The sequence below is a fragment of the Gillisia sp. JM1 genome, from assembly GCF_000424645.1.
Classification (GTDB): domain Bacteria; phylum Bacteroidota; class Bacteroidia; order Flavobacteriales; family Flavobacteriaceae; genus Gillisia.
Window position 1 is genome coordinate 1 of record NZ_KE384220.1, and the last position, 15,518, is coordinate 15,518.

A 15,518-nucleotide genomic window follows, 5' to 3' on the forward strand; every position below is an offset into this window, starting at 1 on the left:
GACCTATCTGCCAATGTTCTATCCACTCGGGCTCTTATCAACAGATCTGTTTGTGCATCTGGTATGATTGCAAACTGTTCGTAAATATCCCCTTCTCTATCTTGTACGATCACCATTCCCTCTACCACATCACGTAGTGAGGCCTGTGTGTTTTTGGACACCTCTATCCATTTATAGGATTCTTTTTCTTCTATGGGCAGTTTACCGTACTGTCTTTCATGCTTTGATTTGAACTCTAAGGGCCTGTTCCAAACTTTAATATCAGAATAGCCGTAGGGGGTACCAGTCACGGCATCCAAGACCAAACTTGGATGAATAAAGAATCCCAATCCTTGGGAGCCCTTTGCATTGGTAGTACCCACAAAGCTATCTTTGTTGATTCTTTTACCATGGCTGCTTAAGTTGATTTCTGTGGTATCTTGGATACAGACAACGAATCTGCCGGCACATGCCGTGCGGCAATTATGAATCAGGTTTTCTATAATATCTTTTTCACTGACCCTGTCGTTCTGCAAAAAACGGTAAACCGCTTTTGCCTCTGATTCATTCCTGCTAATCTGACGGATTGAATGGACGCTCTTACTGAATAGATCCGATAAAATCTTATTGCCTCTGTAAACTAAACGTTTATCCTCTAGGTCTGTGAATCCCCTTTTCATTTTATTAGCAAAACTATTATTAGTCAGCTAAAATATTAAAAAATTGTGTCCACACGATAGGATGGTTCGGGAGGAAAATACTTTTAAAAATTCGAGGCAAGCCCGCCTGAATGTTTCGGGCAGGCCTCGGGGAACCTGCCCAGCCGGTCAGGCGGGTTAAACCCTCAATGAGGGATTAAAAAAGTGGAATTACATTAATTCCTTTAAATAAAAGTGGAAAAATAAAAGCGACAGTTGAATACAAATTGAATAATAACGTGTGGTAACAACGTCCAAAATTAATTGCTTGGTTCTAGCCTACTTGGAAATCCCTTCGGAATTTCCTCTGATTCGATCTATTTTTTGCTAAATTAGTTGCTTAAACACGCAACTAATCTTATACATTAACCTTATTTGCAAGCGGTTTACAGAAAAATCTATGAAAAAAGATATTATCGACATAAACGAATCGACTATAAAAAAATTCGTTGAATCATTAAGACCAGAAGATCCTGAAATTAGGAAAAAACTTGATTGCGGATATTCCTATGATGGTAAAATTATCGAGATTTTCGAGATCAGACCAAAATGGGATAAACCAAAAGAAATTCAACATAACTCATTTGTCAAAATACGATATTATAAATCCAAGAATATTTGGAGCTTATATTGGATGCGTGGAAATTTAAAATGGGAATTATACGAGCCATTCCCCAGTTCTTCCCACTTAAACAAAATTTTAGAAATCATTCAAGAAGATAAATACGGATGCTTTTATGGATAAATCTGAACAAAATATTATAAACAATATAGCGCAAGAATTAGATTTCGGAAATGATTGCTACTATAATCCAGAAACAAAACAATTAATTTGCATTCCCAGCGCCGACTTAAGAATGGGGGATGAAGATTATTATGAAGAGGTTTTCAAAGATGATTTTGAAAAAATAAAAAAGCAGAAAAAGAACTTGATAAAAATTGAGGTTTTAAAAAGTTTCGAATCATTTAAAATAATGGAGAATTTCAAAGATGAGCTTACAGACAATCATTTTAAAGAAAAGTTAAATGAAGCTTTGACAAATAGGAAACCATTTCAGAATTTTAAATATTTAATAGACAATTCAGAGTACCGAGAAAGTTGGTTTGGGTTTAAACAAAAAGAAATAGAAAAAATAGTTGTAGAAACTATAAATCGTAATAATGCCAGTACGTAACATCGTTATTGCAAATAGCGGGCATTCCCATGTAAAGTAATATTTTAAACTTCAGGTTTCAAACAACTAAGCCGACAATCCCGATAACAAATGGGACGTGTCTCTACTCCACGCCACTAGTGTTAATCTAGACCGTTGAAAATAAATAAAACTAAAAAAAATGAGAGAGAACAGACTAATTCTTTTCTTTATAGTTGCATGCTTATGTTCATGTCAAAATGAACCCGTAGGATTACCTTCTGAAATTGAAGAACTCGAATTTGCTACTGGTAGTATATGCACTGGAAATGGAGAATATAAAATTGATAATAATAACTTGCTTGTAGATTATGTGATTCCTAATAATTTACCTGATAGTTACGACTTGTCCCATTTATTGCCGCCAATAGGAAATCAAGGTCAGCAAGGCTCCTGTGTTTCTTGGGCGATTAGTTATTATATGAAATCACTTCAAGAAGGGATAGAATCCAATAATCAGCCTTTCACAACAACAAATACAATGAGTCCGGCATACACTTACAATCAGTTAGCTCAAGGCAATTGTTTAGGAACTCAAATTACTGAAACACTGGAATTATTAAAAGATAAAGGTGTTTGCTCATTAGCTTCTTTTCCTTATAACGACACCAGTTGTAGTTTACAGCCAAATGAAGAACAAAACGATTTAGCATCTACATATAAAATTAGTGACTATAAAAGTTTAAGTGGACAAAATATGGTGCTAGAAATGAAAGCTTTAATTAATGAAAAGACACCTATAATAATTGGAGCATATTTATCTTCTGAATTTGGCAAGATAGATAACTTTGGCTTAGCGGCATACAGAGAACATCTTGTTGATTACAGCTTAGAAAGATGTCATGCAATGCTGGTGATTGGGTATTCTGATGACTATAGTGCCTTCAAAGTTGCAAACTCATGGGGAAATGAATGGGGAAATGATGGATTTGTTTGGGTTGATTACAAAGCATTTGAAAATGTATTAGATGAAGCTGCAGAATTTAAAGTAATCAATCAAGCTTACATCGCTTATGACTTATAACAACCAATGCCAGCATCAGTTACCAGCAAATAGTAGGTATTCCAGTGAAAAGTGATATTTTAGTCCTCAAGTAAAATACAACTAAGCCTACTATCACGATAGTTACCGGTACTCGGCCCTACGCTGCGATACTTAGATTATCCAAGCCCTAATGGCTGTCATTTTAAACAAGTTAGTAAATTCAAAAAAACAAACTTAATTTAAGAAATTGACTGAAAAATTATGCGGAACTTAATCTTAAATGATGGAAATATAATACCGATAGTAGGATTTGGAACCTACAAATCTCAGAATCAAGAGGGAATAGAATCGGTCATATCTGCTATCTCCAATGGCTATTCTCTAATCGATACAGCAGCAATTTATGGGAATGAAGAAGCTGTTGGTAAAGGAATCAAAGCCAGTGGAGTTTTAAGAAAAGATATTTTCATAACCACCAAATTATGGCGTGAGAGTTTAGGTTATAAATCAACTAAAATAGAATTTGAAAAATCCCTAAAAAGACTTAATCTAGACTACATTGATTTGTACTTAATACACTGGCCTGCTAATGCTAAAAATTATGATAATTGGCAAAAAACCAATGCCGATACTTGGCGGGCAATGGAAGAATTACAAGCTGAAGGCAAAATAAAATCTATTGGTGTAAGTAATTTTTTTCAAGAACATTTAGAAGCTTTATTTCAAACAGCTAATGTGATTCCGTCCATTAATCAAATAGAATTTCATCCAGGTTATTGGCAACAGGAATTAGTAGAATTCTGTAAAAGACAAAACATAGTAGTTGAATCATGGTCGCCTTTGGCAAGAGGAAAAGTGTTTGGAAATGAAGTGTTAAAGGCAATCGCTAACAAACACAAAAGATCTGTTCCACAGGTTTGTTTGAGATGGATTATTCAACACGATGTAATTATTATCCCTAAATCTACATCACCCAGAAGAATCCAAGAAAACATGAATCTGTTCGATTTTGAATTGACAACAGCAGAAATGGAACTCATTAATAGGCTTCAAGAAATGGGTTTCAGTGGAGAATTACCTAACATCTGGCCAGACAGAATTTAAAAATATTTGCTAACATCCACAAAACATGAGAATTTAAAAAATAATTCGGACGGTTTTAATTTGGCTACCTTCTATAATGATATCTATGATTTCTATCCAAAACGGATTAGGAAAAATATTTCACTACAATCAATGGATAAAATTATTACAAATAATACGATAATAATTATCGTTGGAATTATTCTACTTATAGCAACTGCTTTGTTCTTATTTAATCCCTCATTGAGGGTTTAATTCCCCGAGGCCTGCCCGAAACATTCAGGCGGGCTTGCCTCGATTTTTTAAAAGTATTTTCCTCCCGAACCATCGGGACATACCTCGTGGGCTTGCCACAAGGTTCTTGATTAAAACTATAATTTTGAGAACGACTCTTTTAGCATTATATATGACATTTATAGTTTTTATTCATATATCTAAAGAGAAGCCATTTGAAGTTGTAGCTATTATTGTATTGGCTACAATTTTTGCAGCATATATTAGACAACCACAACTATTCCATCAGAAACACAATCAATAAAATGTGTGTAAAAAATTGACTTAAATATTTGCTCCATTGATTCTCAACATAAATGAGTAAAATTGGCGGTAATATCATTTCTTTTTTAATCTGTCAACTTGGCCCAACTGAAAAGCCTACTTTTATATTAATTTCATAGTATAAATTACACTTTAGGTATCACGTTGAAAAATCATGAGATACTAACAAGCTATCTGGAAGACCTTTCTTTGGAAGAGCTTAATGCCATTCCTGAAGATTTCAACAACAATATATTTTGGAATATCGCGCATACGCTCGCACACCAGCAAATGTATGTCTATGTTTTTTCTGGTCAGACTCCCTTGATTTCAGAGGAATGGATCACCAACTACAAAAAAGGAACAAAACCCACCAAAAACGTAGACAAAATGGATGTGGAATACCTAAAATCAAAGCTTATACCTGCGATAAACCAGACCAAGATTGATTTGCACAATGGGCTTTTCAAAAACTACCAGCCCTACACGGCAAACTCTGGTTCAACATTGAAAAACATTGAGGAAGCCATTATTTTCAACAATTTTCACGAAGGGATTCATCATGGTGCTATTTCAGGGCTTAAGCGAGCTATAAACGCACGGAAAGAAAAGAGGCTTCCTCTTGTTTCGGGATTGTGATTTTAATGATCATTCATAAGCAATTCTAAGGGAAACCAAGGCGTAATTAAGTTGAGAACTGCTTTCATTTTGGTGTTTACTGGTAGCACATGTCGGTACAGTAGAGAACACCTTATATAAAAAATAGTAGTGTTCTTTTATAAGACAAAAATTTCGGTATATTTGGAAAACAGGCAATTTTTGTATTAGTCATTTAAAACAAAATAAGATAGAACTCAAAAACAAAAATCTGGCTTTGACATGGAGGAAAGACAGTCGATTTTTTCTCCGCTACTTGCCAATTACAAACACGTAGACTTTATTTGCAGAAACATACAATTTTTAAGATGTAAAAAATGATCAAGAATTATATTAGATTATTTACGATTTTAATATTGTTGTGTTCTTGTGAAAATTCAACTGATAAAAAAGAAGTTACAATTGATAATTTCGATAAAAAATTCATAGATAGTTTAATCCCAAATCCTGATGAAAACTATTCGGTTTTTTATGCTAAAATTAAAGGTTACTCAAATGATAAAATTAGATTGAGCATAAGCCCCGTCAAAATCGAAAATCCAAAAAGCTATTACTATTTCATCGGAGATTTTGAAGAGGAAGTCAGACTTGATTATTATGGTGAGTCGAATAAATATATATCTTTTGATCCTTATAAAGCGACTCAAGGAAAGGTGAAATTGAAGTACCAATTATAAAATTCTTATAAACACTAGCAACAATATCAAATATTCCAAATAGCAGCGTTTGATTTAAAAGTGATGTTTTAGATCTAAATTAACAAACAGCTAAGCCAACAATCCCAATAGATAACGCTATGTGTTCCAACTCTACGCCACTTGTGGAAAGCAAAATCGAGAGATGTTATTTTTGAACAGAAAATTAAAAACAAACGAAGTAAATTAAATGAAAGATATTCGAGTTGGTTTTCTAATGTCTTATGATTATAAGTTATTAAAAAATTCAATACCATTAGTTTATAAAGAAGCCGACTCGATCACAATTGCCCTTGACGAGAACTTAAGAACATGGTCAGGTGGAAATTTTGAAATTGATGACAGCTTTTTTCTTTGGCTCAAATCTTTTGATATTGAAAAAAAGATAACAATTTATAGAGATGATTTTTTTGATTCCAATCTGAATGCGATGGAAAACGAGGTAAAAGAAAGAAAAATGTTAGCCTCGAAAATGGGAATAGGCAATTGGTTAATTCAAATAGATAGTGATGAATATTTCGTAGACTTCAAGAAATTTACGGAAGAACTTAAGCTCAGAAATAAATATTTAAATAATCCAGAAAAAAATCAAATTCAGATAGCTGGATATTATGTAAACTTATATAAATATACAGATGATGGAATTTTATATGTATCCAAACCACGAAATCAAAAATTTGCTACTAATTATCCGAGTTATGTAACTGGCAGAAACACCAAAAAACAAGTAATCTATATTCCAAGTCTAGTGATACATGAATGTTTATCGCGTAGTGAAGAAGAAATTCGGACGAAATTTACTAATTGGGGACATTCACATCAAGTAGATATTGATGAATTTTTAAATAAATGGCGAAAAATAAACCAATCCAATTATAGTAAGTTTGAAAATCTATTTTATCTCAAACCTGAATTATGGAAAAAATTAAATTATGTAGAGGGTAAATCCATTACTGAAATATCTCGAAATCTGAATTATCAGAAATTAATGCCTTCAAAATCATTCATAATAAGTAAAAATTTTGGTCAATGGTTTAAGTTTTTATACAAAAAAATGTTTTAGTTTAAAAAACTTAATAGAATTAAAAAAATACGGCTGACATACGGATCAATACCGCTGTCTTTGATTGCAGAACGAATGTAAAATAAATGACATATGAAAAATTTAAACCTGAACACAATTCTATTAATACTATGTTTAATTCTACTAATAGTATGTGCTTACGGAATTTATTCACGTCCAACATTGGAACAAATTGATGCGAGAATTATGCATTGGGGACTACATTATGGACAGCATTTTTCCAAATAGATTTTCTTTTCTAATGAAATTAGAACGTGGTTTTATTTGTAAAACTGGAAACTATATTTAAAACTAAGAAATATGAGATCATTTTATAACAAAAACACTAAGAAAATAACTGGAATTACCTTAGCGATTATACTATTCATATTATTAATTTTAAAGTTCGTAAGTGAATAAACTTAATTTAACTGAATTCAAGAAAATATAGAGATTGATTGTTAAGCTCAATTAATTCGGTTGCGAAATTTCTCACTCAAGCGGAATTCAGAAGATTTACGTAAAACATTAACGACTCAAATAACTGGAAATCTAAATTTAGAAATTAAAATGTTACTTAAAATCAATCTCGAGCGGAGAAAATAAAACTGTAAAAACAAGCAAGCAAAACCTTTAAAACTAAAGGGGTATGGTCTTTAATTAGGTATTAAGAATTGAACATACTGATATTAAGTTTAGAATAATTATTAATATGGGGATTAAAAATCCTAATTATCAAATTATCAGGATTTTTATTTCACAGCAAATTTGAACAACTTTCATAATTCCTTCTTAAATAATTTCATACCACTTAAGGCTTCATTATTTTTATATAATTGAAAAAGAAAATCATTATTATCGGTTCTGGAATTGGAGGCTTAGGTTCTGCTGCATTGTTAGCTAAATCTGGTTATGACGTTACGGTCATTGAAAAAAATGCCAATCTTGGCGGTCGTGCTAATATTTTTGAAGCCGAGGGTTATACTTTTGATATGGGACCTTCCTGGTATCTAATGCCAGATGTATTTGAGCATTATTTCAAATTGCTCGATGAAGACATTACTAAACATTTAGATCTGGTAAAGCTCTCTCCTTCTTACCGTGTGTTTTTTTCTAATGATAAAGAATTACCTATAGTCGATATCCATTCTGATCTAGATAAAGATTTACCTCTTTTTGAGCAGTTAGAGCCAGGCATCACGCCTAAGATTAAAGAGTACCTTAAACGTTCTGGTGAGCAATATGAGATGGCTAAAGATACTTTTATGTATCGAAATCTAGGGTTCTCATTAGATTTTTTAAAATGGGATGTGATTAAAAAAGGGATTGAACTCAATCCTTTTCAAACCATGCAATCCTATTTAAATAAATGGTTTAAAAGCGAGCGTGTTAAAAAAATATTAGAATATACATTGGTGTTTTTAGGTTCTGATCCTGCAAAAACACCTGCGATGTATAATATCATGAATGCCATAGATTTCAATATGGGTGTTTACTACCCTAAAGGCGGGATTTATGAGATTGTAAAGGCATTAGTAACTATAAATAAAAAACATGGTACACAGTTTATGACAAATATGCCTGTATCAAAAATTATAGTTGAAAACAAAAAAGCTACAGGTGTTCAACTCGAAAATGGGACTATTTTAGAAGCAGATTTGATCATCTCCAATGCCGATTTATGGTTTACGGAAACCCATTTACTTGAGAAGCGTCAGCAAACCTATCCTGAACGATATTGGGAAAAGGCAGTTTTGAGTCCGAGTGCGTTTATTATGTATCTTGGTTTGGATAGAGAATTAGAGATTTTAAGTCATCACAACCTACGCTTTGGAGGAGATTGGAAACAAAATTTCAAAGAGCTGTTTGATACGCCTAAACTTCCGGAAGATCCTAGTTATTATATCTGTAAGCCCACGGAAACCGATCCAGACTTATCGCCACCAGGAACTGATAATTTATTTGTTCTGGTGCCAATTCCTCCTGGTTTAAGGCTTTCCAAAACTGATATGGAAAGCTACCGTCAAAAAATTTTAAATCTGATGAAAACGGACTTAAATCTACCAGCAATTGAAGAGTATATCGTTTATGAAAGGTCTTACTGGAGTGATGATTTCCGAAGGGATTATAATGCCTATAAAGGCACCGCATTAGGATTAGCGCATACATTAAAACAAACACTAAAACGACCATTAAACTATAGTAAAAAGGTTAAAAACCTCTATTATGTTGGTGCTGGTACAAGTCCGGGAATTGGTATGCCTATCTGTTTGATTTCGGCTGAACTCGTCTATAAACGTATTCAAAAGATTAAAACATCTAAACCCTTAGAATCCTTGTAGCCTCAACTACATTATTTCATTAAAAAACATATAGAAAAACAATATTGCTCCTGTAAGCACATTTATAAGTGGAAAGTAGGTATAGTATTTAAATAGTTTTGAAATATTATTAATACTTAATAGTACGATAGAGATATAAACAATACCGAAGACGATTGCAATAAAACCTACATAGTAAAATCCAATAGATGCAGAGATAAAATAAGCTATAAGGCAAAACCATAAGGCTTTTTTCTCACCAAGTATAATTGCTAGTGTATTCACTCCGGCTTTTCTATCTGCTTCAATATCTGGAATAGCAGAATAGGTTTGCATCCCAAAGGCCCAAATAAGACCGCCAAGTACAGCTAACCATTGTATATTGGTGTTTCCTGTGATGAAAAATCCTACTAGTGCCGGGGAAACATATATAACTGCCGAAAAAAGGACATCTAAAGGGGGTTTACTTTTTGCTCTTACAGGCCTTGCTGAATAAAATAGCCCCGTAAATAAAAACAACAATAAGGCGAGTTTTGTGGGTACATTAACCATAAAAAATAATGGCACAAAAGGAATTAATAAAAGGACTATGATAATCCACAAGCTTCTATGTTTTTCCAGTTTTAATACAGATTCGTATTTTATCTTCTTGTCGTTATAGATATCGGTTTGATAATCATAGATATCGTTAACACCGTAGATAAAAACATTTGCTGGCAAGGAAAAAAATACACCAAACGCTATTAAAAGAAGCGTAGTGCTATCATCATACAAGAACAGATTTCCTGAAGAAATAACACCAACAAGAAAAGTTCCGAGGACGTACATCCAGAATCTCGGTCTAGATAAAAAGAAAACCTCTTTGATCGTTAGTTTCATGGCGTAGCAAAAATAAGGTTATAGAATCATTAAATCTAAATATTTATTTTTATTTGTTTATTTGATTTTATTATATGTTAAACAAAAGATAATGTCATTTTGTAATTACTGTAGAATCCAAAAAACAAACTTCTTTTGACTGCAGATATCACCAATTTAAACAGTTGACATCCAATTACATTATGTGCAATTCCTTATATATAACTTTATTAATCTTTAAAATAAGCGGGATTAATTTTGGACTATTTTAAAAATGAAAGTTTCGTGTAAGTGAAAATTAAAAACAAAAAAAGAATAATAGTATAAGTATAATCCAGACTTAACTTAACTCTAGTATATTGCATTAATAAAGTGTTATTATGAAATGAGCATAACGCCAATAGGATAAAAACACCGATGAAGATATGCGAATTGCTAAAGATAGCTTTCGAGAGACCATCATAAAACAATAAATATCAACATATGAAATTAAACTTATTGTCCTGTCATGCTCAGAGACCAGATAGAAGAGCGATAGCGAATTGTATTGCAGAAATTTCAACTAACATCGATGAAACATTGTCAAATGAACTTACAGATATCCTTCTAGAAGGAGACGCTGTAGATATTGAGATGGAAGATAGAAACACTGGTTCTGCTTTAAGAGCTTTGCGAAAATTAAGTATTGACTACGAAATTATAGAATGAACCAAATTACTGGCAATTTGGTAATATATCCATGTGAGCTATTGTCTAGCAGACTGATTGCTATTGCATTTTGGTTGAATATCTTTGAAATAAAAACAAACGCACATAACTGTTTATAAGACATAACTATAAAGACTAAACAGAAAGGTTTGTGCTTATGCTCAAAGACCACCAAGCTATCTCCTACTCCACTCCAATGAATTGCTAAAAAATATAAACTAAGAAGCAAAGCAATACAAAATCGTTCGTTCTTACTCAAAGCTGTTGCCAAAGCAGGTAACATCGATTAGGGCAAATAGTGGATCTTCCAATGAAAAGTGATATTTTAGAGACCCAGTAACAAAAAAGTAAGCCAACAATTCCAATAGCTAATGGGTCGTGTCCCTTCTCCACGCTAATTAAGTTAACCAAAACCTTTTTTACTATGCATTTTCATCAGATAAGCTACAAGGCATATGATTAATGAAATATACTTTAATAATTTTCCAAGTTTAGAAAGTGAAAGGCTAATTCTGAGAAAGTTGGAATTGACAGATGCATCTGAAGTGCAATTAATTCGTTCGGATGAAAAAGTTATGATTTATATGGATTCAGAAAGACAAATGACCATTCAACATTCTGAAAACTTTATTTCTAACAAATTAAAAATCTACGAAGAAAGATCTGGAATCTTTTGGGCTATTATTGAAAAATCAACCAATAAGTTTATGGGTGATTTTGCTTTTTTCAAAATAGATAATAAAAATTCTAGAGCGGAGATCGGATATACTTTGAAACCAGAATTTTGGAAAAAAGGATTTATGAAAGAGGCAATGCTGAATGTTTTCAATTTTGGATTCAGTGATTTAAAACTTCATAGTTTAGAAGCAAACATTAATCCTCAAAATGATAATTCTCGAGCAATATTGACGAAAATGGGATTTCAAAAAGAAGCCTATTTTAGAGAGAATTATCATTATAATGGGGATTACTTAGATAGTGAAATTTACTCATTACTCAAATCTGACTATCAAAAAAGCAAAAATTAAAGAACATCGGATACCATCAGAAATCAGATATTGAAATATATTGTCGTCTGACAAAAGATATAAGATCGCTGCGCTGCAAGATTCAAGACGTAAGACTTTATTCCAATTAATTGAAAATGATTATTTTAATCTGGATAAATTTTTCAAAAAGGAAAAAATAATTCTGTGTTCCAATAGCAAGCTCCTAAACATTGAAAATATTCTTAATCCACGTTTCTTCTAGCCTCCTCGAAATCCTGAATTTTTTTACCGGACAATACTAACTGAAATATTTAAAAAAATAGTGTCATAATAAAAAAGCCCCGAATTATCGAGGCTTTCATTTTTCATTACAAAACAATTATTACTTAGGCATTACCACAGTGTCTATTACGTGAATTACACCATTGCTACCCATTACATCTGTAGCTACAATTTCACTATAATTACCATTTACATCTTTCAACCAAATTTTGCCATCTTTTTGTATTACAGTTAAGACTTGACCATTTAATGCTTCTAATTCTACCGTACCATTTCCTTTCTTTAAAGCAGCTACTACATCTGTTGCAGTTAACTTTCCAGATACTACATGATAAGTTAATATATTAGCTAATGCTTTTTGATTTTTTTCTTCTAATAGAGAACTCAATGTATTAGAATCAATTTTAGCGAAAGCACTATTTGTTGGAGCGAAAACGGTGAATGGTCCATCTCCTTGTAAAGCACCAACTAAATCGGCAGCAGTTAATGCTGTAACTAAAGTTGAAAAATCTTCGTTGCCAACGGCAACATCTACTATTGTTTCTTGTGCAGCAGCATTTTTAGATAAGGCTACAGTCATTAAAAATGTTAAAATAAGGACTAATTTTTTCATCATTTATAGTTTTAGATATTAAATACTTTCACAAATATATACTAAACTTTCGTTTTGTCTAACGTTATTAACTTTTTATTAAACAAAAATTATGGAAGATTATTTCTAATTTTCATCGTTAATACCAAAAAATAAAGTGCTTATTGTTCAATTATGAAATAAGCTTTGAGAAATAAGAAAAGCTAAAATGAAATGATTGGAATGAAAAGCTACAGAAGCTAACAACTACTATCACGAATAGCGGAAAATTGACTGAAAAGTGATGTTCTATACCCTAATTATAAAACCAACAAAAGCGACAATACCGATAGCTTTCGGGACATGCCCCTACTCCACTCTGCTTGGGTTTACTAAAACCGCTACTTGCAAGAAATAAAGATTTATCGTCCTGAATAATGCATAAATAATCAGGACAATAATTTATCAGTAAAATAATTCAACATTGTTTCTACTTCATCTACGTTATTCCCATTAACCGATATATCTGTAAGTCTTGGAAGATGCTTTGCAAAATAAATATGGTTATTAGACATTTCAAAAAGATTGGTGGCTAACGCATAGGGGTATTTGAATTGCGGATCGATCTCAGATATCACATTAGATACTGAATTAGCTAAACTTTTATAACTTTTAAAAAATCCTTTTGAATTATCCTTATCTACGTCTTTTGTATGATATGCTTTGACCCCTTCTGATATAACAATATTATGGAGTTTACTTTCATTAACATATTCTACACCGGGATTATCTTTTGGTGCAAAAACAAAAGAATGTATAATGATCTTTAGTTTTATCCTTGGATCGCTAACATTCATGGTATTTACTTTTATAAGATAGCTTACCCATTCCCAATACCAATTAACTAGGAATATTAATAACAAATGTTTGTTCTCAAAGTACCGATAGATGGAAGCTTCTGTTGACCCTATTCTCTCTGCTAACTTTTTAAATGTAAAGGATTCGAAACCATATTCATCTATTAATAGAATACTATGCTGAATAATATTTTTTCCAAGTTTTGAATCTTGTGGATCCTTAAGGTATAAACCGTCGTTTAAAGAAAATCTTATTTGTAAACTCATAGTTATCTGTATCCAAAACCAGATTCGATAATCGAACAAAGTTGTAATTAAAATTCAAATATACAAAAGCAAAACAATTTTTTATGATAGTATTACTATTGTTTTAAAAAGTCTTATTATATTTACAACTAAAATTTTAATAATTTAAGAAAAATGGGACTATGAAGATTAATATTTTTTCACACTTAAAAAGTGATATACCATCAAGTATTGTGGTATTTTTTGTGGCATTACCTCTATGTTTAGGTATCGCCTTAGCCAGTGGAGCACCACTTTTTTCAGGTTTAATAGCTGGAATTATTGGAGGTATAATCGTTGGTGCCTTAAGCGGATCAAATATCGGAGTAAGCGGACCTGCCGCAGGATTAGCAGCAATTGTTTTAACAGCTATAGGTTCTTTAGGGGGTTTTGAGAATTTTCTGTTAGCAGTTGTTTTAGGTGGTGTTATACAACTACTCTTTGGTATTTTAAAAGCTGGTATCATAGGATATTATTTTCCATCATCTGTTATTAAAGGGATGCTTACTGGAATAGGAATTATTATCATTCTTAAACAAATTCCTCATTTTTTCGGATATGATGCCGATCCTCAAGGTGATTTTGCGTTTTTTCAAATAGATGGCGAAAACACTTTTTCCGAAATATTTAAAACGGTGAATTATATTCGGCCTGGATCTGCATTAATCGGTATTATAGGTTTATCCATTTTATTATTATGGGATAAAGTATTATCCAAAAAATCTAAAGTATTCCAAGTAATACAGGGTCCATTAGTAGCTGTGGCTGCAGGAATTATCTTCTTTTTAGTAACAAAATCCAACGATGCAATTGCTATTACTCAATCTCATTTGGTTAGCGTACCTGTACCAGACGATTTTTCCTCATTCTTAGGTCAATTCAGTTTTCCGAATTTTGGAGCTATTACGAATCCAGAAATATGGGTTGTTGCATTTACTATTGCTTTGGTTGCAAGTTTAGAAACTTTACTCTGTGTTGAAGCTACAGATAAACTAGATCCACACAAAAATGTAACTCCTACAAATAGAGAATTATTAGCCCAAGGCACAGGTAACATCATCTCTGGAATGATAGGTGGATTACCAATTACTCAGGTAATTGTAAGAAGTTCTGCCAATATTCAATCGGGAGGAAGAACCAAGATGTCGGCAATTATCCACGGGTTCCTGTTGCTAATTTCTGTAGTGGTAATTCCAAATTTATTAAACATGATTCCACTATCTGTGCTTGCTGCTATATTATTGGTTGTAGGATATAAGTTAGCAAAACCAGCTTTATTTAAAAAAATGTACGATTTAGGCTGGAAACAATCTATACCTTTTACAGTAACGGTTCTAGGTATTGTATTTATCGATCTGCTTTACGGAATAGGATTAGGATTGGCAGTTGGAATTGTTGTTATACTAATAAAGAGTTATCAAAACTCTCATTTCTTGCATAAGGAAGGTGAAGAGCTAAACGACGGAACCATTAAAATGACCTTAGCAGAAGAGGTAACATTTTTTAACAAAGGTGCAATTCTAAAGGAATTAGAAAGCTTACCTGAGAACTCCTATTTAGAGTTGGACGTTATAAAAACCAGGTACTTAGACAATGACATTATAGAAATTTTGGAAGACTTTGCATTTAAGGCTAAGGAACGAAACATAAACATAAAATTAATTTCAGAGCGAGGTATTGTTGAAAACCCACCAAGCTATATTGAATTTTTTAAACTAAGACCTAAATCAGCATAGAACAACTAGTTAATTAAAATA

Annotated in this window: 16 protein-coding genes; 12 read left to right on the plus strand and 4 right to left on the minus strand. The window is 32.3% G+C overall.

The window, feature by feature from the left end; translation table 11 throughout:
- Positions 1 to 659 (minus strand): transposase DNA-binding-containing protein (locus H033_RS0118920; protein ID WP_262489327.1); only part of this gene is annotated, 659 nt, incomplete at its 3' end.
- Between the two features lie 418 nt (positions 660 to 1,077).
- Here H033_RS0118920 and H033_RS0118925 point away from each other — a divergent pair.
- The 9 genes from H033_RS0118925 to H033_RS0118965 all read left to right on the plus strand — a co-directional run bounded on the left by H033_RS0118925 (position 1,078) and on the right by H033_RS0118965 (position 9,232).
- Positions 1,078 to 1,422 carry a DUF3024 domain-containing protein gene (locus H033_RS0118925; protein ID WP_051228121.1) on the plus strand — a complete coding sequence of 115 codons (345 nt, stop codon included), beginning with the start codon at positions 1,078 to 1,080 and terminating at the stop codon, positions 1,420 to 1,422.
- A complete protein-coding gene (locus tag H033_RS0118930) occupies positions 1,415 to 1,852 on the plus strand; it encodes a UPF0158 family protein (RefSeq protein WP_026839703.1) in 438 nt (145 codons plus the stop codon). The genes H033_RS0118925 and H033_RS0118930 overlap by 8 nt, the downstream gene beginning before the upstream one ends.
- Positions 1,853 to 2,012: 160 nt before the next feature.
- On the plus strand, positions 2,013 to 2,894 hold the full coding sequence (locus H033_RS0118935) for a C1 family peptidase (protein ID WP_026839704.1): 882 nt from the start codon (positions 2,013 to 2,015) through the stop codon (positions 2,892 to 2,894).
- A gap of 222 nt (positions 2,895 to 3,116) precedes the next feature.
- Positions 3,117 to 3,959, plus strand: coding sequence for an aldo/keto reductase (locus H033_RS0118940; RefSeq protein WP_026839705.1), 843 nt, complete (start codon positions 3,117 to 3,119; stop codon positions 3,957 to 3,959).
- Between the two features lie 358 nt (positions 3,960 to 4,317).
- Positions 4,318 to 4,476 (plus strand): hypothetical protein, encoded by a 159-nt coding sequence (locus tag H033_RS21720; RefSeq protein ID WP_155827879.1) that lies wholly within the window; start codon positions 4,318 to 4,320, stop codon positions 4,474 to 4,476.
- Positions 4,477 to 4,640: 164 nt separating this feature from the next.
- Positions 4,641 to 5,114, plus strand: a complete 474-nt coding sequence (locus H033_RS20720) for a DinB family protein (protein ID WP_262489328.1) — start codon at positions 4,641 to 4,643, stop codon at positions 5,112 to 5,114.
- A 335-nt stretch (positions 5,115 to 5,449) separates the two neighbouring features.
- Positions 5,450 to 5,809, plus strand: a complete 360-nt coding sequence (locus H033_RS0118955) for a hypothetical protein (protein WP_026839706.1) — start codon at positions 5,450 to 5,452, stop codon at positions 5,807 to 5,809.
- 208 nt (positions 5,810 to 6,017) lie between these two features.
- Positions 6,018 to 6,890: a hypothetical protein gene (locus H033_RS0118960; protein WP_026839707.1), complete on the plus strand. Its 873-nt coding sequence runs from the start codon at positions 6,018 to 6,020 to the stop codon at positions 6,888 to 6,890.
- Between the two features lie 836 nt (positions 6,891 to 7,726).
- A complete protein-coding gene (locus H033_RS0118965; RefSeq protein ID WP_026839708.1) occupies positions 7,727 to 9,232 on the plus strand; it encodes a phytoene desaturase family protein in 1,506 nt (501 codons plus the stop codon).
- Positions 9,233 to 9,238: 6 nt separating this feature from the next.
- Here H033_RS0118965 and H033_RS20725 read toward each other — a convergent pair whose 3' ends face one another.
- Positions 9,239 to 10,090, minus strand: coding sequence for a prenyltransferase (locus tag H033_RS20725; RefSeq protein WP_081661916.1), 852 nt, complete (start codon positions 10,088 to 10,090; stop codon positions 9,239 to 9,241).
- 462 nt (positions 10,091 to 10,552) lie between these two features.
- Here H033_RS20725 and H033_RS0118975 point away from each other — a divergent pair, with 462 nt between their 5' ends.
- Together H033_RS0118975 and H033_RS0118985 are read left to right on the plus strand one after the other, a co-directional pair.
- Positions 10,553 to 10,777, plus strand: a complete 225-nt coding sequence (locus H033_RS0118975; RefSeq protein WP_026839709.1) for a hypothetical protein — start codon at positions 10,553 to 10,555, stop codon at positions 10,775 to 10,777.
- Positions 10,778 to 11,232: 455 nt separating this feature from the next.
- Positions 11,233 to 11,805: a GNAT family N-acetyltransferase gene (locus H033_RS0118985; protein WP_026839711.1), complete on the plus strand. Its 573-nt coding sequence runs from the start codon at positions 11,233 to 11,235 to the stop codon at positions 11,803 to 11,805.
- A 343-nt stretch (positions 11,806 to 12,148) separates the two neighbouring features.
- Here the strand turns inward: H033_RS0118985 and H033_RS0118990 are convergent, their stop codons facing one another.
- A complete protein-coding gene (locus H033_RS0118990) occupies positions 12,149 to 12,628 on the minus strand; it encodes a fasciclin domain-containing protein (RefSeq protein WP_316928660.1) in 480 nt (159 codons plus the stop codon).
- A gap of 440 nt (positions 12,629 to 13,068) precedes the next feature.
- The gene (locus tag H033_RS0118995) at positions 13,069 to 13,743 is read right to left on the minus strand and encodes a TetR/AcrR family transcriptional regulator (RefSeq protein WP_026839713.1); all 675 of its coding nucleotides are present in this window, start codon (positions 13,741 to 13,743) and stop codon (positions 13,069 to 13,071) included.
- 161 nt (positions 13,744 to 13,904) lie between these two features.
- Between H033_RS0118995 and H033_RS0119000 the strand changes: the two genes are divergently transcribed.
- Positions 13,905 to 15,497 (plus strand): SulP family inorganic anion transporter, encoded by a 1,593-nt coding sequence (locus H033_RS0119000; protein ID WP_410503535.1) that lies wholly within the window; start codon positions 13,905 to 13,907, stop codon positions 15,495 to 15,497.
- Positions 15,498 to 15,518 lie beyond the last annotated feature (21 nt).